Raw genomic sequence first — 25,900 nt, forward strand, 5'->3', positions numbered from 1 at the left:
CCGATGGACGGGAGTCCGCCGGCCGTCGTGATTTGCTTACTGTCGAGAAAGTAAGCTTCCGTGAGGTTACCGAGTAGTAAGTTGGATCGCAAGCACAGCTCGACGACCGAGAGGAGGCCGCGGTGGCAGACAGCGACCAGACCGTACGCGTGCGCCCGGCGACCCTCGCGAAACGCGAGCAGATCCTGAAGGCGGCCATCGAGATCTTCGGCAACAAGGGCTCGACCAACGGCACCCTGGCGGATGTCGCCGAGCAGGTCGGCATCACGCACGCCGGCGTCCTGCACCACTTCGGCTCGAAGCAGAAGCTGCTGCTCGAGGTGCTCGCCTATCGCGACCAGGCCGACGTCGCCGAGCTCGCGAAGAAGCACATCCCCGACGGCCCCGAGCTCTTCCTGCACCTGGTGCGCACCGCACTCGCGAACGAGAAGCGACCGGGGATCGTGCAGGCCTACACGGTGCTGTCGGCCGAGTCGGTCACCGACGAGCATCCCGCCCGTCAGTTCTTCGAAGACCGCTACACGACGCTGCGCCGTGAGGTCACGGCCGCGTTCCACGAGCTGTGCGCCCAGGAGGGCGTGCACGATCCCGCGACGATCGCCTCGGCCTCCGCCAGCATCCTCGCGGTCATGGACGGCCTGCAGCTGCAGTGGCTGCTGCACCCCGGCATCGTCGACCTCGGCGAGGCCAGCGCCTTCGCGATCCAGGCGATCGTGAACGCCGTGCTGCACCCCGGACCCCCGCTGCAGACCTACGTCCGCCCCTCCTGATCGTCGAACCGGCCCTTTCTGCTCGACCCGGCCTGTTGCATGCGACCGCAGGGGGCCGGATCGAACACAACGGGCCGGGTCGGCGAGATGTGCTCCGGGCTAGGCTCGGGCCATGACGATCGACCTCGAAGCGCTGTACATCGACCTGCACCAGCATCCGGAGCTCTCGTTCCAGGAGACGCGCACCGCCGGCATCGCCGCCGCGCACCTGCGCGACCTGGGCCTCGAGGTCGAAGAGGGCGTCGGGGTGACCGGCGTGGTCGGCGTGCTGCGCAACGGCGACGGTCCCGTCGTGTGGGTGCGCGCCGACATGGACGGCCTCCCCGTCGAAGAGCAGACCGGCCTCGCCTACGCGAGCACCGCGAAGGGCGTCGATCCGGCGGGGACCACCGTTCCCGTGATGCACGCGTGCGGTCACGACATGCATGTCACCGCGATGATCGGCGCGGTCGAGAAGCTGGTCGCCGAACGCGAAGAGTGGTCGGGCACCCTCGTCGTGCTGATCCAGCCCGCAGAGGAATACGGCGCCGGAGCACGCGCGATGCTGGACGACGGCATCCTCGACCGCTACCCGAAGCCGGACATCGTGCTCGGACAGCATGTGACCCCGCTCGCCGCCGGCGTCATCGGCGTGCGCAGCGGCACGCAGATGGCGGCCTCCGACGGCCTCACCGTCACCCTGCACGGGCGGGGCGGCCACGGATCGCGTCCGCACGCCACCATCGACCCGGTCGTGATGGCCGCGGCGACCGTCATGCGCCTGCAGACCATCACCTCGCGCGAGATCGACCCGCAGGGCGTCGCCGTGGTGACGGTCGGCTCGATCCACGCCGGCTTGAAGAACAACATCATCCCCGCCGAGGCGAAGCTCGAGCTCAGCCTGCGCTACCCGAACGAGGAGGCGCGCGAGAAGGTGCTCGCGAGCGTCGAGCGCATCGTGCGCGCCGAGGCCGCGGCATCCGGCGCCGAGCGGGAGCCGGAGATCCGCACCGACCACACGCTGCCCGCCACGATCAACGACGAAGATGCCACGGCGCGGGTGACCGCGGCCCTGCAGCGCGCGCTGGGCGAGGCCTCCGTCATCGACCCCGGCATGTTCACCGGCAGTGAGGACGTCTCGTGGTTCGCGCGAGACGCCGGAGCGCCGCTCGTGTTCTGGTTCTGGGGCGGCATCGACCCCGCCCGCTTCGCCGAGGCCGCCGCGGCGGGCCGCCTGGAGAAGGACATCCCGACCAACCACTCCCCGTTCTTCGCCCCGGAGATCCACCCGACGATCGAGGTCGGCGTCACCGCGCTTTCCTCGGCGGCGCGGGAGTTCCTCGGCTCTTAGGCATCGATCGAATCTGCGTGGGTCAGGTCAGCGCGGAGACGAATCCACTCGACCGACTGTCCTAGGCACGCGATTTGAAGAGGACGAAGAGACGATCCTCTCGAGTCAGGATGGCGGGGATGGCTGCCCCGATGACGGCAGCGCCTGTGGCGATGACCAGGGTGATGATCAAGGAGGTCTCGTATCCAGCCAATGCCTCGCGGAGGAGGAATCTCGCCGCGAGCCTGGTGAAGACGAACGTGGTTACCGCTGCCCCGAGTGCCCAGATGACGGTTTCCATGGCGATCCCCGCGAGGATGTCGCGACGACGTGCTCCGGCATGCAGATTGCCTGCCACCTCCATCCTTCTGCGGGCAGTGAAGCTGAAAGCCAGCACCCCGAAAAGAGCGACGACTCCGGCGGCAGCAAGCGCCGTGACCCGAGTGGTGTATTCGCGTGTGAAGTCGAACCGCTGTCCCACTGCCGGGTTCAGCGGCGCAATCTGGGGGGCGGAGTCTTCCGGTCCGGAGGTGGTGATGCTTCCGTACGCATACTGGTCGGCAGCGTTGGACGGTGGCCAGACGCTGTACCAGCATTCGGAGGCCTGTTCAGACGCGTCGCCTACGACGACGATGGCGTTGGCGAGGCGTGGGTCTCGGCCGTCGTCTTCGGAGTACCTGTAGACGCCATCGATCACGACAGGGCCATGGGAGGTGTCGAGCCGGCTTCCTTCGCCGGCGTACCAGCGTTCGGCGAGGGACTCGGGAATGTAGACGCCACCGGGCCGGATGCTGGGGAACTCCAGCATCCGGGCGACTCCAGGACTGAGCTCGAAGACGGGTACTTCAACCCGGGGCAGGGCGAGGAGCTGTATCGAGTCGAGCTGCCAGATCGGTCCGGCGTCGGTGATGCTCTCCAGTTCGTCAAGGCTCGAGCACGCAGTCGGATCGATAGCTTGATCGGCGACGAGGACACGGATCGCTCCCGCTTGTGAACGGACCTGCTCGGCTCGTGCCTGCAACGCTCCGATGGCAGCCGCGTCGACGGCAAGAAGCGCCGTCGACGCAAGGACGAGGATCAGCGCTATCGTGCCGGCACGGCCGGATCCGGATCTGATGTTACGGATCGCCTCTCCAGCGATGTCGGAGATGCGCATCAACTCACAGTCCCCAGGTCGATCGACCTCCTGCAGACTCGTATCGTGTCGGCGTCGTGGGAGGCCACGAGCACAATCGAGCCGGCATCGGCAAGCCCGGCCAGGACATCGTTCACGGTTCGTGCAGCGGCCCGGTCGAGTTGCGCGGTGGGCTCATCGACAAGGAGAAGATCGGGGCGCGTCGCGACGGCACGTGCGAGCATCAGTCGTTGCGCCTCGCCGCCGGAGAGGTCCGCGAAAGGCCGATCGCCCCGATCGTCGAGGCCGAACCGGGCGAGGAGCTCGCTTGCTTCCCGATCCGCTTCCGTTCGCCCGAGGCCCCGAGCGAGGAAGGGATAGGCGACATGGTCACGGGTTCTGCGACGTGGCTGCCCGTACGGATTCTGGAAGACCCAATGAGTTCTGTCGACCCCGACGCGTTGGACTCGCCCCGAGGCTGCGGGCAGCCAGCCGGCGATGATCGACAGCAGCGTCGACTTTCCAGACCCGGAGGGCCCCGTCAGCGCCGTGACGTCACCTGGCCGAAGTATCGCGCTGATGCCTTCGAAGAGAGGAGACCCGTCACCCCAGCTATGCCCGACCGCCTCGAGGATAAGGCTCGGTTCATCATCCGGCACGACACGCCCCCGGGTCCGGTTGGAGCAGAACCTTCGGTGGAGGGTCGCCGTCGAAGATGATCTGGGACATCCCGAGATTCACTCCTGCCACGGTGACGGGATACGTCCTGCTCTCCGATTCGACGCAGCCCTGACTGCCGTGAACACCGAAGACGCTCGAGGCGGGGACGGGTGCCACGCGGAGAGCCGTGACCAGCTCACTCGTGCCGGAGATCAACGCCGACTCATCCTCTCCCTTGCCCGTGAGTTCTTTCTCAGCGTCCGGGGAAGCGGCGATCTGGGCGAGAGCCTCCGGATCTGCGAGGACACCGTTCTCAGGTATGACGACCGCGACGCCGAAGACCTGGAGCTTTCGCTCGCCGGGAATCATGTGCTCGGCTTCATCCCTCACCAGTGACAGAGCCGTGAGCGTTCGTGCCGTCGCGGCGAATGTCGTTCCGGGCAGGTAGCTCTGCCCGATCTTCGCCTCGCAGCTGTCGACCGCGGCAGCTGTGGGTGGCACCCAGAGGAAGTCCGTGAGATGAAAACCCCCGTCGTCGAAGGCTAAGCCGTCCTTCTCCTGCATCGCGGAGAGTGCCTCGAAAACGTCCCGACTGAACTTCCCCGAAGGCTCGACCGAGTACCCCAGAGCGGCAAGAGCACGGCGGAGAGAGTCCACATCAGCGCCGGCGTCCCCCCAGCGAAGGTCTCGGTAGAACGGCACATCCGCGGACAAGGCGATCACGGGCGACCCGTCAACGGAGAACGCCACCGTGCCCGATGCGAAGGCCTGCCCCGGAACACAGGCACTGCTCGTCACCACCCCCGCCGCGGCTGCTCGTAGCTCTGAGCCCTCCGAGAAGGTCGGAGTCAGCGGTAGCGTTCGCTGATCGACGAAGTCGACGAGCGTCACCGGATACGTCTTCTCCTCCGGGGTGGGGGCCAGATCGCCACCCGGGGCGGGCAAGAAGTAGTAAGCGACGGCCGCGCCGACGACGATGCCGCAACCGAGAAGAAACGCCGCGGTGACGATGAGCGCGCGCTTCACTCGAACTCCGAACCCTCAACAGCGATTGCCAACGGCCCATTCACGCCAGAGCTGGTCAACGCACGTCCCGCTACTCGTCGACTTTCACGCTGTATCCCAAGGAATAGAGGCAGGTCTGCACCTTGGGATCCATCACATCGAACGGATACTCAGCCGGCTGCGCCCCCGAACCGGAGGCGTTCTCGAAGTCTTCTTTGGTGAACTGATCGTCGACCACCCCAGCCTTCTTCAGGCAGTTCACCGCCGCCTGGGGGAAGTCCGCCAACAAGTCGGGATTCGCCTGTTGCATCCGAAAGATCTCTTGGGTGGCGGCGTTTGGAGTCGTAACACTCATGCTGCGCTTTGCCCTGAGCAAGGATCTCGGCATCGGAGTAGTGTCCGGGAGGCGGCTGAAAGCTCGATGACCCCGTTCAAGAGCGTCGTCCGAGTGAACTCGACACCCGCCGACTTCAGGCACGCGTCGAAGAGGTCCATCCCCTCGACGTAGTCGGCCTGTGAAATCTGGCCGTCTTCGCTCGCCTTCTCCAGTGCTGCCCTGTCCCACTGGGACAGATCATCACTGGCCAGCGCCTGGTCGATGAGCGCGGTCAGCGACGGCGCAAGACGCCCCGCACCTTCTTCTGGCGCCGGGGTACACCCGGACAGAGCCGATGCCGCGATCACTGCCGTCGCGACGAAGAACGCCCGCCTGCTCATCCCTGCCCCTGCCTACCGGGTGAGACGTCGATGCCGCCGACGACGCCCGACACCCGACACTTCTTCATCACTGAGCACTCGCCCAGACGCTGCCATCGCGGTAGAGGATGGCGTTTCTCCCTCGATCTGATGAGCACTGCTCCCTGTTCGAATCCTCGACGCGCACTGTCGCGTAACACGTTAGATGATATCGGCCGACTGCTCAATGGCGACTTCCCGGCAGCCGCGGGGCACCGGGTCGCGTGGCAGCTTCGCGAATCGACGAGATGCCTCGGCATTGACAGGACCTGAGACTTGTTTCTATAGTTCATTTAGTCCTAAACAAAGGGGTTCCAGTGACTCAGTCCTCGGCACGGTCCGACATCATGCGCTCCGCCGTCCTCGCCCAGGTCGGCGCGCTCGGACCCACCTCGCGAGCAAGCCTGGCGCGGCTGCTGAGCGTGTCACCGGCGCTGGTCACGCAGATCACCAAGCAGCTGATCGCCGACGGGCTGCTCATCGAACTGGACCACAGCCCCTCGCAGGGCGGGCGTCCCGCACGACTGCTCGGACTCGTCGCCGATGCCGGTCGCGTCATCGGAGTGAAGGTCGCCGCCGATCACATCACCGTGGTCGAGGTCGGCATCGACGGCACCGTCGTCCGCTCGGCGTCCGAGCCCTTCGACGCGGCGGCTGCGACGGCGATCCCCACCCTCGCCACCCTGCTGCGCGCCTTCATCGCCGGCGGCAGCGACCGCCCGCTCCTCGGGGTCGGCGTCGGCGTGCCGGGAGACGTGGACGACCAGAGTCTCGGCAACGTCGACTCCACGCAGCTGGGCTGGAGCCACGTGCCGCTCGGCGACGTGCTCCGCCGCGAGCTGTCGCTCCCCGTGCTCGTCGAGAACAACGTCAACGCACTCGCGATGGCCGAGCTGCTCCACGGCCAGGCACGGGGACACGACAACGTCCTCGTCGTCACGATCGGCACGGGCGTGGGCGCAGGCATCATCGCCGACGGCGCCGTGCTGCGCGGTCATGGCGGAGGGGCCGGTGAGATCGGCCACCTGCCGACACAGGAGGACGGTCCTCGCTGCGCCTGCGGCGCCGACGGCTGCCTCGAGTCGCTGATCGGCGAGGACGCCCTGGTGACCGCCGCTCGCGCGCGCGGGATCATCGGCGAGGCCGCCGGCATACGCACCCTGCAGGGCCGCGCGAACGAGGGCGACGCCGCCGCGCAGGAGCTGTTCTCGCACGCCGGGCACCTCCTGGGACGGGCACTCGCCGGCATCGTCAACACGATCGACCCCGAGATCGTCATCCTCCTCGGCGAAGGGGTCGAGGCGTGGAACCACTGGTCCTACGGCTTCGAACCGGCACTCCGTTCCGGCCTCATGCCCCGCAAGCGCGGCGTCCCGGTCGCCGTGGAGACCTGGCAGGACGACCGGTGGGCGCAGGGTGCCGCGAGCCTCGTGCTCGCGACGCCGTTCGACGCGGCCGGCCGCACCGGCGAGCAGGGCCGACTGGTGCGCGAGCGTCTGACCGAGCCCTCCCCGCGCGACGGGGCCCGGGGAGCAGGCCGCTGATGACCGCGGTCGAGTCCCCTCCGGCCGTGAAGGCCCCGCCGGCGACACCGCGCCCTCCCGCCCGCGGACGCCGCTCCCGGCGAGCGCGATACGCGATCACCGTGCTGATCTTCCTGCTGCCCAGCGCCCTGCCGCTGGTCATGTTCACGCTGTACCCCATGGTGGGCGCGCTGTGGACGAGCCTGCACAGCTGGAATCTGCTGTCGCCGATGCAGTGGGTCGGCTTCGACAACTACGTCAAGCTCGTCAAGGATCCGGCGACGCACCGCGCCTTCCTCAACACGCTCTACTACCTGGTCGGGTACCTGCCCCTCGTCTACTTCGGCGGCCTCGCCCTCGCACTGGCCCTGAACAGCCGCATCCCCGCGCGCAACCTGCTCCGAGGCGTCTACTTCCTGCCCGTCGTGACCAGCTGGATCGTCGTTGCCCTCGTCTGGCGCTGGCTGCTCAACCCCGACATCGGCATCGTGAACTTCGTCCTCGGCCTCGTCGGCATCGACGGACCCGGATGGTGGACGGACCCGGCGTGGGCGATGCCCTCGATCATCATCGCGTCGGCGTGGAAGGACCTCGGCTTCGTGATGATCATCCTGCTCGCCGGGCTCCAGGCGATCCCCACCGACCTCTACGAGGCCGCCCGCGTCGACGGTGCAGGCCCCTGGCGTCGGCTCGTGAGCATCACCATGCCGATGCTGTCGCCGTCGACGTTCTTCGTCGTCGTGATCTCGCTCATCAACGGCTTCCAGGTGTTCGACCAGGTGTATGCGATGACCGGAGGCGGACCGGCCGGGGCGAGCACGGTCGTCGTGCAGCAGATCTACGACCTCACCTTCCGATACGGGCGCGCCGGGGAGGCATCCGCTCTCTCCTGGATGCTGTTCCTCCTCGTGCTGGTCGTCACGATCGTGCAGATCCGCGGCCAGAAGAAGTGGGTGAACTATGCGTAAGCGCCTGGGCACCATCGCCCTGACGACCGTGGTCGTGCTCGGGGCGCTGATCATGTTCTTCCCGTTCCTGTGGACGATCGTGACCTCGATCTCCCCCGGCGCCGGGCTCTCCTCCACGCCGCCCCTGATCCCGGAGAACCCCTCGTTCTCGGCCTACACCGAGCTCTTCGCGAACACGCCGTTCGCCCGCGTGGTGCTCAACTCGCTGGTCCTGGCCGTCGTCACCACCCTGCTGCAGCTCCTGACGAGCTCGATGGCCGCCTACGTGTTCAGCCGGATGCCGTTCCCCGGACGGGACGCCGTGTTCGCGGTGTACCTCGCGACCATGATGATCCCGATCCAGGTGCTGATCGTGCCCCTGTTCGTGCAGATGCGCGATCTCCAACTCGTCGACACCTACCTCGGTGTGCTGCTGCCGAGCGTGGCGAGCGCCTTCGGGGTGTTCCTGCTCCGGCAGGCGATGAACTCGGTGCCGCGCGAACTCGACGAGGCCGCCACGCTCGACGGCGCCGGGCACTTCCGCATCTTCGGCACGGTCGTGCTGCCGCTCGTCGGTCCGACGATCGCCACGCTCACCGTGTTCGCGTTCATGAGCAGCTGGAACAGCTTCCTGTGGCCGCTGATCATCCTGCGCTCCGCCGAGCTGCAGACGCTGCCCCTCGCGCTCGCCGGGCTCCAGGGCCAGTACACGACGCAGTGGGACGTGATGATGGCGGGCTCCGTCGTCTCGATCCTCCCGATGCTCGCCATCTACGTGTTCGCCCAGCGATATGTCATCCAGGGCGTCGCCAGCTCCGGGATCAAGTGACCCGCAGCATCTGCACCATCTGCACCACCCGATCACGCACCACCCGATGAGAAGGAGAACACCCACCATGTCACGCACAGCATGGACCCCGGTCGGCACCGTCGCCGCCCTCGCGGTCGTCGGACTGACGCTCGCCGGATGCTCGTCCGGAGGCACGGACGCCTCCGGCGACGGCGACAAGGTCACCATCACGTACTCGAACTTCATCTCCAACGGCGGCAACGAGGAGAACCTCGCCGCCATCGTGGAGGCGTTCGAGAAGGAGAACCCCGATGTGAAGGTCGACGTCACGACCCTCCCGTACGCGGACTACTTCACGGCGCTGCAGACCGACCTCGCCGGCGGCACGGTGTCGGACGTCTTCGACATCGAGTTCGCCAACTACGCGGCCTACCAGGCCAACGGCGTTCTCGCACCCCTGGAGGGCGTCGACACCGACGTCTACCAGGCATCCCTCGCCGACGCCTATGCCACGGACGGCACGCAGTACGCCCTGCCGAGCTCGTTCTCGAACGTCGTGCTGTTCTACAACGCCGACCTGTTCGACGCCGCCGGCATCGAGTACCCCACCTCCGACTGGACCTGGGCGGACGAGCAGGCAGCGGCGGAGAAGCTGACGGATGCCGGAGCCGGCGTCTGGGGCGACTACCAGCCGATCAGCTACCACGAGTACTACAAGGCCGTGGCTCAGGCCGGCGGAGACTTCCTGAACGAGGACGGCTCGGCCGTGGCGTTCAACTCCCCCGAGGGCCTCGCGGCAGCCGAGTGGCTGGTCGGCAAGAGCGGCACCACGATGCCGACGGCCGAGCAGGGCGCAGGCACCCCCGACTTCGACAGCGGACTGTTCGCCGAGGGCAAGCTCGCCATGTGGCACACGGGAATCTGGATGTTCGGCGGCCTCGCCGACGCCGGCTTCGCGTGGGACATCGCAGTCGAGCCGGGTGACGCCACCCCCGCGAGCGCGCTGTTCTCGAACGGCGTCGCGGTGTCGGCCGGCACGAAGAACGCGGATGCCGCCCAGCGCTTCGCGGAGTTCCTGACCAGCTCGAAGACCATGGTCGACGTGCGGCTGGACAGCGGATGGGAGCTGCCGCCGATCGCCGACGAGAGCCAGCTCGACGCCTACCTGGACAAGGGCGACCCGGCGAACCGTCAGGCCGTGTTCGACTCGCTGGAGCAGGTCGCTCTCGCCCCGTCGATCGGGGAGGGCCAGACCGAGATGCAGGACATCGTGAGCGAGGAGCTCACCGAGGCCGCCGCAGGGCGCAAGAGCGTCCAGGAGGCGCTCGACTCCGCCGAAGAGCGCGTCAACGCGCTGCTCGGCTGACGCCACATCACCCCGGGGCGGGCCGACCGGCCCGCCCCTCTGACCACAGGAGTTCCCCCGATGACGTCCCCCGTGCACACCGACCTCGGTGCCCTCCTCACGCACTCGCGATCCGTGATCACCTCCCTGCAGGAGCCGAACGGCGCCTATCCCGCCAGTCCGGACTTCTCCGCATACCGCGGATACTGCTGGTTCCGCGACGGCGCGTTCATCGCCGACGGCGTCTCGGCGGCCGGGGCGATCGAGTCCGCGACCGCATTCTTCGACTGGTGCTCCGACGTGCTGATCCGACATGAGAGCACGATCGAGGAGATCGTCGCGGGGGCGCGATCCGGTCGACCGGTGCCCGACGACCGGATGCTGCCCGCCCGCTTCACGATCGCCGGCGACCTCGGCGACGACGACTGGTGGGACTTCCAGCTCGACGGCTACGGAACCTGGCTCTGGGCCGCTGTCGCCCATGCCCAGCGACACGGCCTCGACGCGCAGCGCTGGCGCCGTGCGGCCGAGCTCACCGTCGACTACCTCGTCAGCTCCTGGCAGCGACCCTGCTTCGACTGGTGGGAGGAGCACTCCGAGCACGTGCACGTCTCGACGCTGGGCTGCATCGCGGCCGGGCTCTCCGCGGCGGCATCCGCCGGGCTGGTCGAGGGCGAGCGCCTGCGGTCCGCGCTCGCGGCGCGGGACGCGATCGATCGGATGCTGCGCCATGACGGCACGGCCGACGGGCACCTCGTGAAGTGGATCGGCGACGACGCGGTCGACGGCAGCCTCAGCTCGCTGATCGCCCCGCTCGGGGTGATCCCGGCCGCTGACCCCCTCGCGGCGGGCACGGTCGCCGCCATCGAGCGCGAGCTCTCGGTCGACGGCGGCGTGCACCGCTTCCGCGCCGACACGTTCTTCGGCGGCGGACAGTGGCCGCTGCTGACCTGCTTCCTCGGCCTCGCGCAGGCCGCCACCGGTGACCACGACGGCGCGCGGCGGGCACTCGAGTGGGCGGCGAGCACCGCGACCGCCGAGCGGATGCTCCCGGAGCAGGTCGACGACCACCTGCTCGACCCGGCGTTCCGTCAGGAGTGGATCGACCGGTGGGGAACCGTCGCGACACCGCTGCTGTGGAGCCATGCGATGCTGCTGCGCCTCGCGGTCGAGCTCGGGGAGGTCGTCGCATGATCCGCCACCGCCCGGCCGGGTCCGGCCATCCGTACTCCGACGACACCGAGCAGCGCTCCCCCGTGCATCCGGTCGCGGACGCCCCCCTGCGCCTCGGCGTGCGGACCTCCGCCGATGCCGAATCGGTCGAGGTCGAGCTCGAGATCCGGGATGCCGACGGCACGCGCTCCGAGCGGCACCGCCTCTCACCCGTCGCCCGCTCGTCGCGGGGACAGTCCGTCGACGGCGGGCACCTCGCGTCTGCGCAGGCCCGCCAGAACCGCGCGGCCGGAGGGTGGGAGCTGACTCTGCCGACCGTCCCGCCCGGGGCGACGCTGCGCTACCGGTTCAGCGCTCTCCGCCCCGGCGGCTCGGCGGAGACCACGCGGTGGTTCGACTGCCGCGTCGCGACCTGGCGACCCGGCGCTTCCGACACGGTGCGCGTGAGCGGCTCTCCGGCCGTCGCCGCACGCCCGTCGGATATCGAGGTGCTGGACGACGGCGAGCGCATCCTGCGCGTGCGGTTCGCTCTTCCACTGACCACCGACGAGCACGTCACCGGTCTCGGCGAGCGCTTCGACGCCCTGGACCACCGCGGCGAACGCCTCGACTCCGTGGTCTTCGAGCAGTACAAGAGCCAGGGCGCCCACCGCCGGACCTACCTGCCCATGCCGTTCGCACACATCGTGGGCGGCAGTGGCTGGGGCCTCCACGTGCGCACGTCGCGGCGAGTGTGGTTCGACCTCGGCGCATCGGACGCGACGCGCCTCGTCGTCGAGGCGGAGACCGACGCCGGTGCGGATGCCGAGGCTCTCGATCTCGCTCTGTACTCGGGCACCCCGACCCAGGTGCTCGATGCGTTCCTCGACGAGGTCGGACGCCCCACCGAGCTCCCCGACTGGGTGTTCCGGCTGTGGGCGAGCGGCAATGAGTGGAACACGCAGGCCGAGGTCGAGCGGCAGATGGCTCTGCACCGCGAGCATGACATCCCGGTCGGCTCGGTCGTGATCGAGGCCTGGAGCGACGAGAGCACGTTCACGGTGTTCCGCGACGCACAGTACGACGTCCGCAGCGACGGCGGCCCTCTCCGCCTGGCGGACTTCTCGTTCCCCGCCGAGGGTGCGTGGGCCGACCCGAAGGGGATGGTCGACCGGCTGCACGCGCAGGACATCCGGGTGCACCTGTGGCAGATCCCGCTCATGAAGATGCGGCCGCACCCCCAGGGGCAGGCGCGCGCCGACGCGGCGGCCGCGATCCGGGAGGACGTGCTGATCAAGGAGGTCGCCCCCGACGGCTCGCTGCGCCCGTACCGCAACCGCGGCTGGTGGTTCCCCCTCGGCCTCATGCCGGACCTGACCGATGAGCGTGCCGCGCGCTGGTGGACCGAGAAGCGCCGCTACCTCGTGGAAGAGGTCGGCATCGACGGGTTCAAGACCGACGGCGGCGAGCACGCCTGGGGTGCGGACCTGCGCTATCTCGACGGCAGCCACGGCGATGAGTCGAACAACCTCTTCCCGGTGGCGTACGCCGCGGCATACGGGCGGCTGCTCGCCTCAGCCGGGAAGGCGCCGGTGACGTTCAGCCGCGCCGGGTTCACGGGGTCCCAGGCGCACGGCGCGTTCTGGGCAGGAGACGAGAACTCGACCTGGGAGGCCTTCCGCTGGTCGATGTTCGCCGGGCTCTCGGCTGCCGCCAGCGGCATCCTCTACTGGGGCTGGGACATCGCCGGGTTCTCGGGCGACATCCCGGACCCCGAGCTGTACGTGCGGGCGATGGCGGCCAGCGTCTTCGTGCCGATCATGCAGTACCACTCCGAGTTCAACCACCACCGTCTCCCCTCGCGGGACCGCACGCCCTGGAACATCGCCGAACGCACCGGAGACCACACGGTGATCGCCGAGGTGCGCGCGCTCGTGCACCTGCGCGAACGCCTCGTGCCGTACCTGGCCGAGCAGGCGCGGGAGTCGATCCGCACGAGCCGGCCCCTGATGCGACCGCTGTACTTCGACCACCCGGCCGACGCGCGGGTATGGGAGCATCCGCTCCAGTGGATGCTGGGGGACGAACTGCTCGTCGCGCCGGTCCTCGAGCCCGGCGCCGCGGAGTGGCCCGTGTACCTGCCGCCCGGGGACTGGGTCGACGTGTGGACGGGGGCGTCGGTGCCGGGGGGCACGGTCATGACGACCCGCACCCCGCGCGACCGCATCCCGGTGTTCTGCCGTGCATCGACCTGGCCGACGCTGGAGTCGATCTTCGCCGTCTGATCCGGTCGGCTCGCCTCGGCGGTCCGGACGGCTGGCGTCAGATGGGGCGGATCGTGATCGACTCCCGCTCGAGATCGCGGCGCCGGTTGGCCAGGCACTGCGTGCACAGCAGCTCGACACGGCGGGGATGTCCGCCGCCGCAGGCGCATTCGATCGTGACCCGCCAGCGCGCCTTGTCTCCGCATGCCACGTAGTCGTCGCCGGCGCCGTGGTCGCACTCGCAGCGCGGATCGCCGCCGTCGAGCAGGGGGAGCTCCGCGAGATCCTCGCGCAGACGCGAGGCGGGCGGAGCGATCGAAGTCGTCGAAGTCATCGGGATCGACCGTACCGCGTGCTAGACGCCGACGACCCGCGACGCGGGCGCGGCGGGCGGAGCAGAGCGCGGCGCCGGGGGCGGCGGCGGGGCGAGCTGACGCTGCGGCACGCCGTGCGCCTCGCGGTGCAGTCTCTCCATGCGGCTGTCGAGCTCGGCGGCGGCATCGGCGGCGTCCGACAGGCTGTCGACGAGGTGCGAGGGCACCTGGTTCGAGAACTTGTAGTAGATCTTGTGCTCGAGACTCGCCCAGAAGTCCATCGCGATCGTGCGGAACTGCACCTCCACCGGCACCGACAGCGCACCGGTCGACAGGAACACCGGCACCTCGATGATGGCGTGCAGGCTCTTGTAGCCGTTGGCCTTCGGGTGGGCGATGTAGTCCTTGACCGTGCGCACCGTGACGTCGTCCTGCGCGGTGAGCAGGTCGAACAGGCGGTACACGTCGGCGACGAAGCTGCAGGTCACGCGCACGCCGGCGATGTCGGTGATCTCGGTGCGGATGCGGTCGAAGTCGGGCTCGGCGATCCCCTTGCGGGCGATCTTCTCGACGATGCTGTCCGGCGACTTGAGACGGCTCTTCACGTGCTCGATCGGGTTGTACGCGTGGTCGTGCGTGAACTCGTCCCGCAGGATCGAGATCTTGGTCTCGACCTCGCGCATCCCGAACTCGTACTCGCGCAGGAACCGCTGCAGCTCGTCACGCAGCTCGCGGGCCCGGTTGATCGTGTCCTCGGTCACGTGAACGGTCGACATGTCATCGACGTTACGGGTTCGTGATCGGAAACCGCTGTGGATGTGCGATGTCCTGACGATTCCCGTACGGCCGCGCCGGGCTCGCCCGGGATCAGGGACGCGGGCCGGCGGGGTCCTGGCCGAGACCCGCCTCGCGCGCACGCACGATCAGCGCACTGCGGTCGGAGACGGCGAGCTTCGCGAGGATGCCGGACAGGTAGTTGCGCACGGTCTTCGAGGAGAGCACGAGCCGCCGGGCGACGGCCTGGTTGTCGAGCCCGCGGGCGATGAGGTCGAGCACCTCGCGCTCCCGGTGCGTCAGTTCGGGGAACACCACGGGACCGGTCGTACGCGCCCCGGAGAGCAGCTCGATAGCCCGCTGCCCGATCTCGGCGGTGAGCAGCACGTCGCCGGATGCGACAGCCCGAAGCCCGCGTTCGATCTCGTCGGGCAGCGCACTCTTGAGCAGGTAGCCGCGGGCACCGGCACGGAGCGCGGCGAACACCGAGTCGTCGTCGCCGAGCATCGTGACGATGAGCACCCCGATCCCGGGAGCCGCCCGGACGATGCGGCGCGTGGCCTCGATGCCCGACCCCGAGCCGAGGTCGACGTCCATCAGGACCACGTCCGGCTGCGCGGCCAGGACCCCGTCGACCGCTTCGTCTTCGGCACCGGCCCGACCGACCACCTCGAACCCCTCGATCGACTCGAGGAAGCTCGACATCCCGTAGGCGAAGACCGGGTGATCGTCGACGACGAAGATGCGCACGGCGCTGTCGGGATCCGTCGCGTCCCCGCCGCCCGGCTGCTCTGGCATGCCGCTCACGCTAGCGGTCCCGTCGTCGGCGCGCATCACCGCGTCCTGCTCCCCGCGAGCCCCCTTTCACGCGCCCTCGGCGGGAGCAGCCCGATCTGCTCCCGCCGAGTCCCCGACGCAGCTCGCTTCTGCGTGAGCATCCGCATCGACACGGCCGGTGTCCCCGTACCGGCCCCCGTCGATCGCGCTCCGTCCCCCCGCGCGCCCGTCGCCCCGTCCGACCGCGCATGCTTCCTCCTCCCGCCGCCCCGGAGGCCGGCTGCGGCGCCGACGGGTGTCGACGACCACCACCGACGATAGGAGTCCCGGAGTCCCGGTCGAGAGGGAGCCCGGTCCCGATGTCCCGGGAGATCCGCCCCGGGACGCCCCGGATGCTGGCCTCGCCGGGCTGCACTCCGGCACACTGAGGGCCGGAGAGGAGTGTCCGTGACCGCCACGGCCGATGCACGCACCGCGACGCACTCACGGCACCGCGTCGCCCGCGCGCTGCCCGCGACACTCCTGCTGGTGCTGTCCTGGGTCCCCGCACTGGTCGGGATGCTGCTGTGCCTGCGCTCGGCGACCGGGATCGAAGCCGTGGGAACGCTCAGCGCCGCCCTGGCGTTCGGCGGAGCGGCCGCGCTGCTCCCGGCGCGGGGCGGACACGGCGGCCGCGGCGGCCCCCTGCTCCCGGTCGCCCTCGGGGTGGCGGCCGTGGGTGCCGGAGCATCCACCCTGGCCTCCGGATTCCGGGCGGCGGGGATCGGCGGCGGCCTCGGGATCGATCTGTTGGGCGTGGCGTGGATGCCCGGCGGCCTCACGGTCTCGGGCGTGCTGGGGGCGGCGGTGCTGCTCCGCTCACGCTCCCTGCTGGCCGGTGGCGCGCTGCTCTCCACCGCGATCGCCGCCGTGAGCGCCGTGGAGCTCCACCAAGCGCGTCCCTTCCCACTCGCCGCGGTGCTGTGGACCGTGTGGCTCGCGCTCGCGTTCGGATGCGGCCTGATGATCCTCTGGGCGGCGCGTCGGCGCTCGTCCCCCGACCGCGAGGCCGCGGTCTGGCTGGCCATCGCTCATTTCGCGCTCCTGGGCTCGGGGGTCGGCGGCTACATCATCGGCGAGGAGGGCGGATCGTCGTTCATCGGCACAGCGTTCGCCGCGGCATTCCTGCCGGCGGGTGTGCTGTTCGCCGCGGCATCCTTCGTGCTCACCGCGATCGCCCGCGCCCCGGATGCCGTCGACCCGCCCCGCGCGCGCTTCGCCGTCGGGGTGCTGCTGATGTCGGCTCTGCTCGTCGCCTACGGGGCGGTCGCCGCGACCGCGGCCCAGGTGGCCCCGCTCACCCCGACGAGCGGCGGCATGATCGCCGTGGTGCTCCTCGCGGTGGGCGCGGAGCCGGCCCGCCGCGGCATCCAACGGGCGGTCGACCAGCTGCTCTACGGCCGATCGGCCGACCCCCGTGCGCTGCTGCGCACGGTCAGCGAGGAGATCGCCGGAAGGGAAGGCGGCTCCCTCGATGCGCTGGCCGCGGCCCTGCGGCAGTCGCTGCGTCTGGGGGGCGTGGCCCTCACATCCTCGACCGGCGAGGGCATCCGCGCCGAGGCGGGGGAGGTCGACCCCACGACCCGGCAGGTCATCACCCTGTTCGCGGCCGACGGGCCGTGCGGAACCGTGGAGGTGTGCGGCGCGGCCGGGCGTCGCGCCGAGCCGCGGACGATCGATGCGCTGCGCCGGATCGGCGGCGTGCTGAGCGTCGCCGTGCTCCTCGCCGAGGTCAACGAGGGTCTGCGCGAGGCCAGGGATCGAGCCCGACGGATCGCGGCCAGCGAGCGTCGGTTCGCGCGCGCCGAGATCGAGGCGGGGATCGAGCCCGCGCTCGCGCGCATCCGCAGAGACCTGCAGGAACTCCCGACGGCGACCGATCCCGCATCGCTGCTCGGGCGGGCCTCGACCGCGCTGCAGGCGGCGACGACCGATGTGCGGGATCTGGCGCGGACGCTGCTGCCGGGGTCCCTCGACGCGGGCGACCTCCCCGGCGCCCTCGCCGAGCTCGCCACGCGCTTCGAGCAGCCGACGCTCGTCACCGACGTGCGGCAGGCGCCCGAGCATCCGGAGGCCGTCTACCACCTCGTCGCAGAGGCGGTGCTGCGCGCTCGACGCCGTGGCGGCATCGAGCGGATCGAGATCGTCGTGCGCTCGGCCGACCGGTGGCGACTGCGCCTGACCGGCGACGAGACGCACACCCGACCGATCCTCGGCGCGCTGCGCGCCCGTGCGGAGGAAGCCGGCTACCGCACCGACGTCGACCATGGGGCGAGCGCCCTGACCGTGGGGGAGCAGGGATGACCCGCCCGACGCGAACCCGGACCGCCGCCGCACTCGCCGTGCTGATCCCGGCGTGGGGGCTGGCGGCCGCGTCGATCGCGCTCGCGTGGATCTTCCAGCTTCCCGCCGCCCCCGTCGCGGGGACCTTCCTGTCCCCTGCTCCCCCCGAAGCCCAGGCGCGTTTCGACGACATCGGCGTCGCGGTCGCCGTCGTCTACGCCCCGCTCGCGGCGGTGCTGCTGCTGCGTCGTCCGCAGCCGGTGGCGATCCTCCTGGGCGCGCACGCGGTCGGATCCGGGCTCGCGGCGTTCGGCGTGCAATACGGACTGCTGGCGCTCGAGCATCCGTCTCTGCCCGGCGCGGGTCTGCTCGCTTACGCCGGCGGCTGGGCGTTCGTCCCGGGCACGTTCCTGACCGCGATCGTGCCGCTGCTGCTCCTGCCCGGCCGGCGAGGGATGCTGCGCCGCGTGCTGGTCGGTCTGGTCGCGGTCGCCGCCGCCGTGGCGACCCTCGCCTCGATGACGCAGCAGGGCGACGGGTCTCTCGACAACCCACTCGCACCCGCATGGCCGGCGTATCAGAGCATCCTGCCGGGGACGTACGCCATCGCGGCGGCCTCGACGCTCTGCTCCTCGCTGGTGGTCGCCGGCATCCTGGCACGGCAGGCGGTACGGGCCCCCCGCGAGCAGCGGTCGCCCCTCCTCTGGCTGCTCGTCGGCCACCTCTTCCTCACCGCGTCGTACGTCGTGACGGTGCTGCCCGCCTCGCTCCAGCTCGCGGCGCCGATCTGGGTGTTCGGCACCATCGCCCCGATCGTCGGACAGATCTTCTACCCCGCCGCCGTGCTCGTGATGGGACTGCAGCACCGTCTCCGGGGCATCGACGTCGCCGTCAGCGCCGTGCTCACCACCAGCATCCTCGCCGTACTGGCCGCGGGCGGATACCTGCTCACCATCACTGCACTCGAGAGTCCCGGGCCGGCCACTCCGATCACGGTGTTCACGACCGCCGCCGTGATCGCGATCGCCCTGCTTCCCGCACGCCGTCTCATCCGCGACCGCGTCGATCGACTGGTCTACGGCGAGTCGGGAGCGCCCGAGCGCCTCGTCAACACCCTCGGTGCCGAGGTCGGCGAGATCGCGACCGGAGCCGACGGCCTGCGCGCTCTGGCGTCGGCGCTGCGGAGGACGCTGCGCCTCGGATCGGTGCACATCAGCACTCTCAGCGGGGATGCCGTGGGCGTGCTCGTCGGCTCTCCGCAGGGTGCTCCCGCCCTCTTCCCCCTCCATGCCGGGGGCGAGGACACCGAGGCGGCCGCGGTGCTCGCCGTCACCGGCTCGGACCCCGACCTGCCCGTCGGCCGCCGAGCCCGCGAGGCCATCGCCGACCTCGCCCCCGTCATCGGGGTCGTCGTGCGGCTCGCCACCGCCTCGACCGCGCTGGACGCGGCACGACGCCGGGCAGCCGATGCCCGGCACGCCGAACGACGCGCGCTGCGTCGGGAACTGCACGACGGACTCGGGCCGGCGCTCTCCGGGGCCGGCTTCTCGCTCGCCGCCGCGGCGAACCAGCTCGCACGCGGCGATCGCGCGGCCGCAGAGGCGGCGGCTGTGCGCGTCAACGAGCTGCTGGACGCGCAGACCGTCGCCCTGACCGGCCTCGCGCGCGGCGGCACGGCGGCCGTGCACGACCTCGCGGGCGACCTGGAGCGCCTGGTCGCCTCGTTCGCGGGTGCCGACAGCGGAGTGCGCCTGGTCGTCGACGGCGAGGTACGACCGGATCCTCGACGTTCCGGCATCCTGCTGCGGATGGCCTCCGAGGCGGTGCTGAACGCCGTGCGACATGCCGAGGCGACGTCGGTCGTGGTGACGCTGGGCGGCACGGACGCGATCCTGCGCGTCCGCGACGACGGGCGCGGCCTCGGCCTGCGCTCGGGTGCGGGTGTCGGGCTCGCCTCGATGCGGGAGTGGGCCGAGCAGGCCGGGCTGCAGGTGACGTGGGAGCAGCCGGCGGAGGGCGGCACGCTCGTCGTGGTGCGTGCCGCCGACCGGGTCCGCGCAGAGCGGTCCGCCTGACCCGACAGCGGGAAGACGATCACGATCGGGTGTGCGGGCGGCTCATCGGAGCGGCTCCGCATCGGATGCCGCCGGCGCAGCAGCTCCGACCGAGCGCGTCTGCGCACGGTCGCCGACCGCGACTCCGCGGCGTCCCACCAGCAGCCACAGCGCCGCGAAGGCCAGGCCGAGCCCGCCCACCGGCCCGGCGAGACCGGGCACGCCTGTGACGATGTAGCCGGCCACCACCAGGAGCACGAGTCCCGCGAGCAGGGTGCCGAGGATGCGCGAGACCGAGCGCTCGACCCACGCCATCGCGGCGAGCGCGCCCAGCGAGACGAGCACCCCGAACCACGGGATGAACGCGCCGAAGTCGGTGAGGGCGTAGAACACGAGGAGTCCCTCGTCGTCGAAGCTGCCGAACTCGGGACCTCCGTGACCGTAGAGGGCGAGCGTGCCCTTCCAGGCGTATCCGAATGTCAGGCCGGCGGCGGAGGTCACGAGTCCGGCGGAGAAGACGCGCGAGGCGACCGAGGTCTGCACCCGCTCGGTGCGCACCCGCCAGGCGCCGTGCAGCACCAGAAGACAGGCGACGGCGGCGAACCCGAGGAGGAACCCGAACCGGTTCCCGGTCGGGTCGAGGTTCGGCATGTCCTCCGCGGCGGCGATGAGCACGCCGCCGCGCTCGTAGTCGGCCTCGGTCCAGGGCCGCACGTCGAAGAGGATGGTGGCGGCGAAGCCCAAGAGGCCGGCGGCGACACCCCACAGCAGCCAGAGTCGGCCTCCGCGGGGCGCGGACGGGCGTGAGCCGCGGTCACGTGCGGCGGTGATCTGAGACATTCGTCTCTCCTGTTCTGTCGGTGCGCCCCGAACGGACGCCCGGCCACTCTCCGCGTCCGGGCGTCCCGGTTCTCAGGGGCGGCGGTCACGACTCCGCGGGAAGCTGCCGCTGGGCTGCCCGGAGGATCTCCCCGGCACCCGGGACATCGGTCCCTGCCGCCCGGGACACCGGGACGGCGAGGGTCGAGAGGCGTCGACTCCGGCGCCCGCGCCGAGTGCGCGCGCTCACAGACAAGGACTCCGCATCATGACCGCACCCGCCGTCTCCACACCGTCAGCCCTCACCGGGACGCCTCGCCCCCGTCTCTGGGCGGTGACCGGGGCCCTCGCCGCGATCGGCTCGATCGTGAGCGTCTTCCTCTCCATGTCGCTGTCGCCGGAGTACATCCGCGGCAGTGTCATCACCTCGGAGGCGATCAACGCCGGCCTCATGGACAAACGCCCGCTGCTGATCGCCTTCCACATCGCGACGCTGGCCTCGGGGCTGCTGGTCGTGATCTTCGCGGCGGGTCTGCATCGGCGGCTGCACGCGACCACGGGTCCGCAGTCGATCGCACCGCTCGTCGCCTTCGCCGGACTGCTGCTGGTCGCCGCGGCGCAGGTGCTCGGCAGCGGACTGGACACCGAGTTCCTGTTCGGCGTCGACGACACCGCGATCAACCTGCCGGGCGACATCGGCTTCTACTCGCACTGGATCGCCACCATCCCCTGGCTCTGGGCGGGTGGCGGGCTCGCAGCCCTCGCGGTCGGCGTCGCTTCGCGTGCCGGTGCCGCGCCGCGATGGATCGGGGTCACCGGCTTCGCTCTCGGCGGACTCACGCTGCTGCTCGCCCTCTCGCCCCTCCAGTACATGGCGGCCCTGCCCGGCTCGCTCTGGCTCCTCGTGACGGCGCTCGGGTTCGCTCTCGGCGACCGGCGAGCTTCGCGGATCCGCTGACCGGCAGCGGTTGACGAAGCGGCCGCCCCGGCCTAGAACAGAGCACATGACGACAGCAGGCGAGAACTGGACCAAGGCCTACGTCGAGGCGTGGGAATCGAACGACCCGGAGCACATCGGTGCGCTGTTCACCGACGACGCGCGCTACCTCACCAGTCCCGATTCCGAGCCGCGGGTCGGTCCCGCGGCGATCGTGGCCGGCTGGCTCGACGACCTCGACGAGCCGGGCACCTGGTCATTCGAGTGGAAGATCCTCCACGAGGTCGGCGACTTCGTCGTGGTCCAGGGGCGTACGGAGTATCCGGCGGAGCGCGACTACCTCAACCTCTGGATCATCCGGCTCGCTCCCGACGGACGCGCGACCGAGTTCACGGAGTGGTACATGTCGCGACCGCACGAGGGGTGACGGCACGGCCCGGTCGACCGTAAGGATTCCGTGAGGACGGCGCAGGGGGCCGTAGGGATTCCGTGAGGATCGCGTGAGGATGCCGCTTGCGGGCGTAGTGTCGCCGGACGTGTCGGACGAAAACAGGGAAAGCGCGGATGCACCGCCGCGCGCCAAGCGCATCCTCATCGGGGAGCCGCTGACGAGCCAGCAGGTCGACGACCAGCTGCTCCCGAAGCGGATGGCTCTGCCGATCTTCGCGTCGGATGCATTGAGCTCGGTGGCCTACGCCCCGCAGGAGCTCGTGATGATCCTGCTGATCGGCGGACTCACGTTCCTGTCCTTCACGCCCCTCGTCGCGATCGCCGTCGTGGTGCTGCTGATCGTGGTGGTGCTCAGCTACCGCCAGCTCATCAAGGCCTACCCGTCGGGTGGTGGCGACTACGAGGTGGCATCGAAGAACCTCGGTGAGATCCCCGGCGTGATCGTCGCGGCGGCGCTGCTGGTCGACTACGTGCTGACGGTGGCCGTCTCGGTCGCCTCCGGAGTGGACAACATCATCTCCGCGGTGCCCGGCCTCGACCCGTTCCGCGTCGAGCTGGCCGTCGGCTTCGTGATCCTGATCATCGTCGTGAACCTGCGCGGCGTGCGCGAAGCGTCGCTCGTGTTCGCGATCCCGACGTACGTCTTCATCGCCTCGGTCGGCATCATGATCGTCACCGGCCTGATCCGCACGTTCCTCGGTGACGCTCCCGTCGCCTCCAGCGCCGAGTTCTCGGTGCAGGCCGAGAGCCTCGGACAGGCGGCCGTGATCCTGCTGATCCTGCGCGCGTTCTCGAGCGGATGCTCCGCCCTCACCGGCGTCGAAGCGGTGTCGAACGGCGTTCCCGCGTTCCGCGCCCCGAAGGTGCGCAACGCCCAGTCGACCCTCGTGCTGATGGGGTCGATCGCGGCCTGCCTGTTCGCCGGGCTCACCGCACTCGCCCTGATCACCGGCGTGCACTACGCCGAGAACCCCTGCGACCTCGTCGGCTTCGACTGCACGACTCCGCAGCCCAGCCTGATGGCGCAGATCGCGGCGGCGACGTTCGGCGGCGGCAGCATCGCCTTCTTCATCGTGCAGGCTGCGACCGCCTGCGTGCTGCTGCTCGCCGCGAACACCGCCTTCAACGGCTTCCCGCTGCTGGGCGCCGTGCTCGCCCGTGACGGCTATGCACCGAAGTCGCTCAACACCCGCGGTGACCGCCTCGTGTTCTCGAACGGCATGATCCTGCTCGGCATCGCGGCGATCGCGGTGCTGGTGGTGTTCCAGGCGCGGCTGACGACCCTGATCCAGCTGTACATCATCGGCGTCTTCGTGTCGTTCTCGCTCGGGCAGATCGGCATGGTCCGGCACTGGCGGCGCGTGCTGAGGGGGCCGGTGGAGGACAAGGCGGGATCCGGGATCGACGGAGCATCCGCATCCGATCGTCGGTCGGCGAAGATCGGCCTCATCATCAACTCCGCCGGCGCGGTGATGACCGTGCTCGTGCTGCTCATCGTGACGATCACCAAGTTCACGCACGGCGCGTACCTGGTGTTCTTCGCGATCCCGATCCTCGCCTTCCTGATGCTGGGCGTGAAGCGGTACTACCGCGACGTCGAGCATGAGATCGCGATCGACGACACCACCCGGTTCGGCGCGACCGGCGACCTCGCGATCGTCCTCGTCAACCGACTGCAGAAGCCGGTCGTGAAGGCCATCGACTACGCGATCGCGGCGAAGCACGGCAAGACTCTGGCCGTACACGTCGCCGTGGCCTCCGACGATGCGGCCGCGCTGCAGAAGGACTGGGCCGACCACCTCGTGCCGATCCCGCTCGTGATCGTCGAGTCGCCGTACCGCTCGTTCGCGCAGCCGGTCACGCAGTTCATCAAGCAGTACCGCGAGAAGCACGGCTCCTCGGTCGTGACCGTGTACCTGCCGCAGTACATCGTGGGGCACTGGTGGGAGTCGTTCCTGCACAACCGCCGCGCCCGCCGCCTCGCGAATCAGCTGATGCTCGTGCACGGCGTCTCGATCACGCTCGTTCCGTGGCTGCTCGACTCGTCCGAGCTCATCTACGGTCGCCGCTCCCGCCCGCTGCCGGGTCAGGAGCGCGCAGGGCGCCCGGTGGTCGTGAGCGGACGGCGGGCGCACCGGCCGGGCGGGCCGCCGCAGGAGTAGCCGCAGGGGCGACGCCGCGCGCCCGATCCCGAATTGCCGCGAACTTTCGGGATGGGATCGGACAATACCCAGTGTGACCATCCCCGACGGCGAGATCATCCGCCGCTCCCTCGAGCAGCGCGCCGCGTTCGCCGAGCTCTACGATCGCCACGAGCGCACGGTGTACCGATACGCCGCCCGTCGGCTCGGCGTCGCCCACGCCGACGACATCGCCTCGGAGACCTTTCTCGTCGCCTTCACCCGCCGCGAGGACTTCCGCGGCGAGAACGCGCGACCGTGGCTGCTCGGCATCGCGACCAAGCTCATCCAACGGCACACGCGATTGGAAGCAAGGGCGTGGAGAGGGATGCTGGCATCCGATCTCGCCCGCGTCGACGTCGACCACTTCGACGCCGTCAACGCCCGCATCGATGCGCAGAACACCGCACGCCGTCTCGGGAAGGCGATGGCGCGGCTTCCCGCCGGAGACCGCGACACGATCCTGCTGCACACCTTCGGCGAGCTCGACTACGAGGGCATCGCCTCGGCGCTGGACGTGCCCGTCGGCACCGTCCGCTCACGACTGAACCGCGCCCGCCGCAAGCTGCGCGCCGCCATCGCACCGGCCCTCGGCCGGGAGAGAGAAGAGGACCATGGACGAGATCTCGCTCCTGCGTCGAACGCGGGATGACATCCCGGAACGGGCCCCCGACCAGGTGACGCGCGGACGGGCCGACCTCTTCCGTGCGATCGAGGATGAGTCGCCGTCAGCGACGGCGACCCGATCGCGTCGCCGTCGCCGTGGTTTCGCCTGGGCGGGGTTCTCCACCCTCGGCGCAGGGGCGCTGGCCGTGGCCCTCGTGGCAGGGAACATCCTCGGCGCCGGAGCTCCCGGCGGACCGGGCGGGGCGGATGCCGCAGCAGCGAGCGTCCTGGAATCCGCAGCCCTGGCGACACTGAAAGCCAGTGACCTCGTCGTGGGCCCCGGGCAGTACCTCCTCCTGAAGACCGATGGGGCCCACATCGCCATGAGCGCGGAGGGGGGCGACGACTTCCCCTGGTACATCTCGGGCACACACGACGAGCTGTACATCCCGGCTGATCGCGACGACGACTGGTTCTGGATCCAGTGCGAGCGCTCGGCGCTGCAGACTTTCGGACCCGAATCGGAACGGATGGCCGCGGACTACGCCGCTGCGGACGAGGACACGTTCCGCGTCGCGCCGCACGGCTCCTATTATGAGGGCGCCCCGATCGACAGTTACGACTTCGACGAGCTCCCCCGCGATCCGCAGAAGCTCCTGGAACGGATCTACGTCGAGATCGGGAGCCAGGGGCCGACACGGGAGGATGCCGCGCTCGGGTGGATCGCCGACCTGCTGCGCAACGGCACGGTCCCCGCCGATCTGCGTGCCGCCCTCTACAAGGCCGCGACCGGAATCCCCGGCGTGTCCGTCACCGAGCAGCAGGCCACCCTCAACGGCTCGACCGGGATCGCGATCGGTCGCGAGAGCAGCGACAGGCGCAGAGACCTCATCATCGATCCCGCGACCGGCCAGTACATCGGCTCCCGCGAAGTCTCGATCGATGGATTCGGCTCGGTCCCCGCCGGAACCGTCCTCTCTTCCGAGGCGGTGACCACGAGCGTCGTCGACGCCGCTCCGACCGGCCCCGCGGTATGCGCGCAGTACCGATGAG

General features: G+C 70.0%; 24 protein-coding genes. 15 read left to right on the forward strand and 9 right to left on the reverse strand.

All coding sequences use genetic code 11. The features are described 5' to 3' along the window. Window positions 1-122: 122 nt before the first annotated feature. Together CQ045_RS06960 and CQ045_RS06965 are read left to right on the forward strand one after the other, a co-directional pair. Window positions 123-770, forward strand: coding sequence for a TetR/AcrR family transcriptional regulator (locus CQ045_RS06960; protein ID WP_105721994.1), 648 nt, complete (start codon window positions 123-125; stop codon window positions 768-770). Between the two features lie 112 nt (window positions 771-882). Beyond that, window positions 883-2,100 (forward strand): amidohydrolase, encoded by a 1,218-nt coding sequence (locus CQ045_RS06965; protein ID WP_105721996.1) that lies wholly within the window; start codon window positions 883-885, stop codon window positions 2,098-2,100. Window positions 2,101-2,161: 61 nt separating this feature from the next. Here CQ045_RS06965 and CQ045_RS06970 read toward each other — a convergent pair whose 3' ends face one another. The 5 genes from CQ045_RS06970 to CQ045_RS06990 all read right to left on the reverse strand — a co-directional run bounded on the left by CQ045_RS06970 (window position 2,162) and on the right by CQ045_RS06990 (window position 5,575). Next, window positions 2,162-3,235, reverse strand: a complete 1,074-nt coding sequence (locus CQ045_RS06970) for a hypothetical protein (RefSeq protein ID WP_105721998.1) — start codon at window positions 3,233-3,235, stop codon at window positions 2,162-2,164. Continuing rightward, complete coding sequence (locus tag CQ045_RS06975; protein ID WP_105722000.1) at window positions 3,235-3,852, reverse strand: ABC transporter ATP-binding protein; 618 nt, start codon at window positions 3,850-3,852, stop codon at window positions 3,235-3,237. Before CQ045_RS06975 ends, CQ045_RS06970 begins: the two co-directional genes overlap by 1 nt. Next, window positions 3,842-4,879 carry a peptidoglycan-binding domain-containing protein gene (locus CQ045_RS06980; protein ID WP_105722002.1) on the reverse strand — a complete coding sequence of 346 codons (1,038 nt, stop codon included), beginning with the start codon at window positions 4,877-4,879 and terminating at the stop codon, window positions 3,842-3,844. Before CQ045_RS06980 ends, CQ045_RS06975 begins: the two co-directional genes overlap by 11 nt. 70 nt (window positions 4,880-4,949) lie before the next feature. Then, on the reverse strand, window positions 4,950-5,213 hold the full coding sequence (locus tag CQ045_RS06985; protein ID WP_105722004.1) for a hypothetical protein: 264 nt from the start codon (window positions 5,211-5,213) through the stop codon (window positions 4,950-4,952). Then, complete coding sequence (locus CQ045_RS06990) at window positions 5,210-5,575, reverse strand: hypothetical protein (RefSeq protein ID WP_105722006.1); 366 nt, start codon at window positions 5,573-5,575, stop codon at window positions 5,210-5,212. Before CQ045_RS06990 ends, CQ045_RS06985 begins: the two co-directional genes overlap by 4 nt. A gap of 335 nt (window positions 5,576-5,910) precedes the next feature. Here CQ045_RS06990 and CQ045_RS06995 point away from each other — a divergent pair, with 335 nt between their 5' ends. From CQ045_RS06995 to CQ045_RS07020, 6 genes are all read left to right on the forward strand, one after another. Then, a complete protein-coding gene (locus tag CQ045_RS06995; RefSeq protein WP_219844398.1) occupies window positions 5,911-7,137 on the forward strand; it encodes an ROK family transcriptional regulator in 1,227 nt (408 codons plus the stop codon). Continuing rightward, on the forward strand, window positions 7,137-8,084 hold the full coding sequence (locus CQ045_RS07000) for a carbohydrate ABC transporter permease (protein WP_105722010.1): 948 nt from the start codon (window positions 7,137-7,139) through the stop codon (window positions 8,082-8,084). Before CQ045_RS06995 ends, CQ045_RS07000 begins: the two co-directional genes overlap by 1 nt. Next, window positions 8,077-8,892, forward strand: coding sequence for a carbohydrate ABC transporter permease (locus tag CQ045_RS07005; RefSeq protein ID WP_105722012.1), 816 nt, complete (start codon window positions 8,077-8,079; stop codon window positions 8,890-8,892). Before CQ045_RS07000 ends, CQ045_RS07005 begins: the two co-directional genes overlap by 8 nt. 67 nt (window positions 8,893-8,959) lie before the next feature. Beyond that, window positions 8,960-10,219 (forward strand): sugar ABC transporter substrate-binding protein, encoded by a 1,260-nt coding sequence (locus CQ045_RS07010; RefSeq protein ID WP_105722014.1) that lies wholly within the window; start codon window positions 8,960-8,962, stop codon window positions 10,217-10,219. 60 nt (window positions 10,220-10,279) lie between these two features. Beyond that, a complete protein-coding gene (locus CQ045_RS07015) occupies window positions 10,280-11,392 on the forward strand; it encodes a glycoside hydrolase family 15 protein (RefSeq protein WP_105722016.1) in 1,113 nt (370 codons plus the stop codon). Continuing rightward, a complete protein-coding gene (locus CQ045_RS07020; protein WP_105722018.1) occupies window positions 11,389-13,635 on the forward strand; it encodes a TIM-barrel domain-containing protein in 2,247 nt (748 codons plus the stop codon). The genes CQ045_RS07015 and CQ045_RS07020 overlap by 4 nt, the downstream gene beginning before the upstream one ends. 37 nt (window positions 13,636-13,672) lie before the next feature. Here CQ045_RS07020 and CQ045_RS07025 read toward each other — a convergent pair whose 3' ends face one another. From CQ045_RS07025 to CQ045_RS07035, 3 genes are all read right to left on the reverse strand, one after another. After that, a complete protein-coding gene (locus CQ045_RS07025; RefSeq protein WP_105722020.1) occupies window positions 13,673-13,948 on the reverse strand; it encodes a hypothetical protein in 276 nt (91 codons plus the stop codon). Window positions 13,949-13,969: 21 nt separating this feature from the next. Further along, window positions 13,970-14,704 carry a GTP pyrophosphokinase family protein gene (locus CQ045_RS07030; RefSeq protein ID WP_105722022.1) on the reverse strand — a complete coding sequence of 245 codons (735 nt, stop codon included), beginning with the start codon at window positions 14,702-14,704 and terminating at the stop codon, window positions 13,970-13,972. Window positions 14,705-14,795: 91 nt separating this feature from the next. Further along, the gene (locus tag CQ045_RS07035; RefSeq protein ID WP_105722222.1) at window positions 14,796-15,500 is read right to left on the reverse strand and encodes a response regulator transcription factor; all 705 of its coding nucleotides are present in this window, start codon (window positions 15,498-15,500) and stop codon (window positions 14,796-14,798) included. 426 nt (window positions 15,501-15,926) lie between these two features. Here CQ045_RS07035 and CQ045_RS18785 point away from each other — a divergent pair, with 426 nt between their 5' ends. Both CQ045_RS18785 and CQ045_RS18790 read left to right on the forward strand, forming a co-directional pair. Continuing rightward, the gene (locus CQ045_RS18785) at window positions 15,927-17,822 is read left to right on the forward strand and encodes a hypothetical protein (RefSeq protein WP_181156470.1); all 1,896 of its coding nucleotides are present in this window, start codon (window positions 15,927-15,929) and stop codon (window positions 17,820-17,822) included. Then, complete coding sequence (locus CQ045_RS18790; protein ID WP_105722026.1) at window positions 17,819-19,876, forward strand: sensor histidine kinase; 2,058 nt, start codon at window positions 17,819-17,821, stop codon at window positions 19,874-19,876. Before CQ045_RS18785 ends, CQ045_RS18790 begins: the two co-directional genes overlap by 4 nt. A 42-nt stretch (window positions 19,877-19,918) precedes the next feature. Here CQ045_RS18790 and CQ045_RS07050 read toward each other — a convergent pair whose 3' ends face one another. After that, window positions 19,919-20,695, reverse strand: coding sequence for a hypothetical protein (locus CQ045_RS07050; protein WP_105722028.1), 777 nt, complete (start codon window positions 20,693-20,695; stop codon window positions 19,919-19,921). Between the two features lie 247 nt (window positions 20,696-20,942). Between CQ045_RS07050 and CQ045_RS07055 the strand changes: the two genes are divergently transcribed. The 5 genes from CQ045_RS07055 (at window position 20,943) to CQ045_RS07075 (ending at window position 25,899) form a co-directional block, all read left to right on the forward strand. After that, window positions 20,943-21,632 carry a hypothetical protein gene (locus tag CQ045_RS07055; protein ID WP_105722030.1) on the forward strand — a complete coding sequence of 230 codons (690 nt, stop codon included), beginning with the start codon at window positions 20,943-20,945 and terminating at the stop codon, window positions 21,630-21,632. A 46-nt stretch (window positions 21,633-21,678) separates the two neighbouring features. Next, window positions 21,679-22,038, forward strand: a complete 360-nt coding sequence (locus CQ045_RS07060; protein ID WP_105722032.1) for a nuclear transport factor 2 family protein — start codon at window positions 21,679-21,681, stop codon at window positions 22,036-22,038. A gap of 79 nt (window positions 22,039-22,117) precedes the next feature. Beyond that, window positions 22,118-24,223 carry an APC family permease gene (locus CQ045_RS07065; protein ID WP_258130989.1) on the forward strand — a complete coding sequence of 702 codons (2,106 nt, stop codon included), beginning with the start codon at window positions 22,118-22,120 and terminating at the stop codon, window positions 24,221-24,223. Window positions 24,224-24,296: 73 nt separating this feature from the next. Continuing rightward, window positions 24,297-24,893 (forward strand): RNA polymerase sigma factor, encoded by a 597-nt coding sequence (locus CQ045_RS07070; RefSeq protein WP_258130981.1) that lies wholly within the window; start codon window positions 24,297-24,299, stop codon window positions 24,891-24,893. Beyond that, complete coding sequence (locus CQ045_RS07075) at window positions 24,856-25,899, forward strand: CU044_5270 family protein (protein WP_105722036.1); 1,044 nt, start codon at window positions 24,856-24,858, stop codon at window positions 25,897-25,899. Before CQ045_RS07070 ends, CQ045_RS07075 begins: the two co-directional genes overlap by 38 nt. Window position 25,900 lies beyond the last annotated feature (1 nt).

It is taken from the genome of Microbacterium sp. MYb66 (assembly GCF_002979435.1).
Taxonomy (GTDB): domain Bacteria; phylum Actinomycetota; class Actinomycetes; order Actinomycetales; family Microbacteriaceae; genus Microbacterium.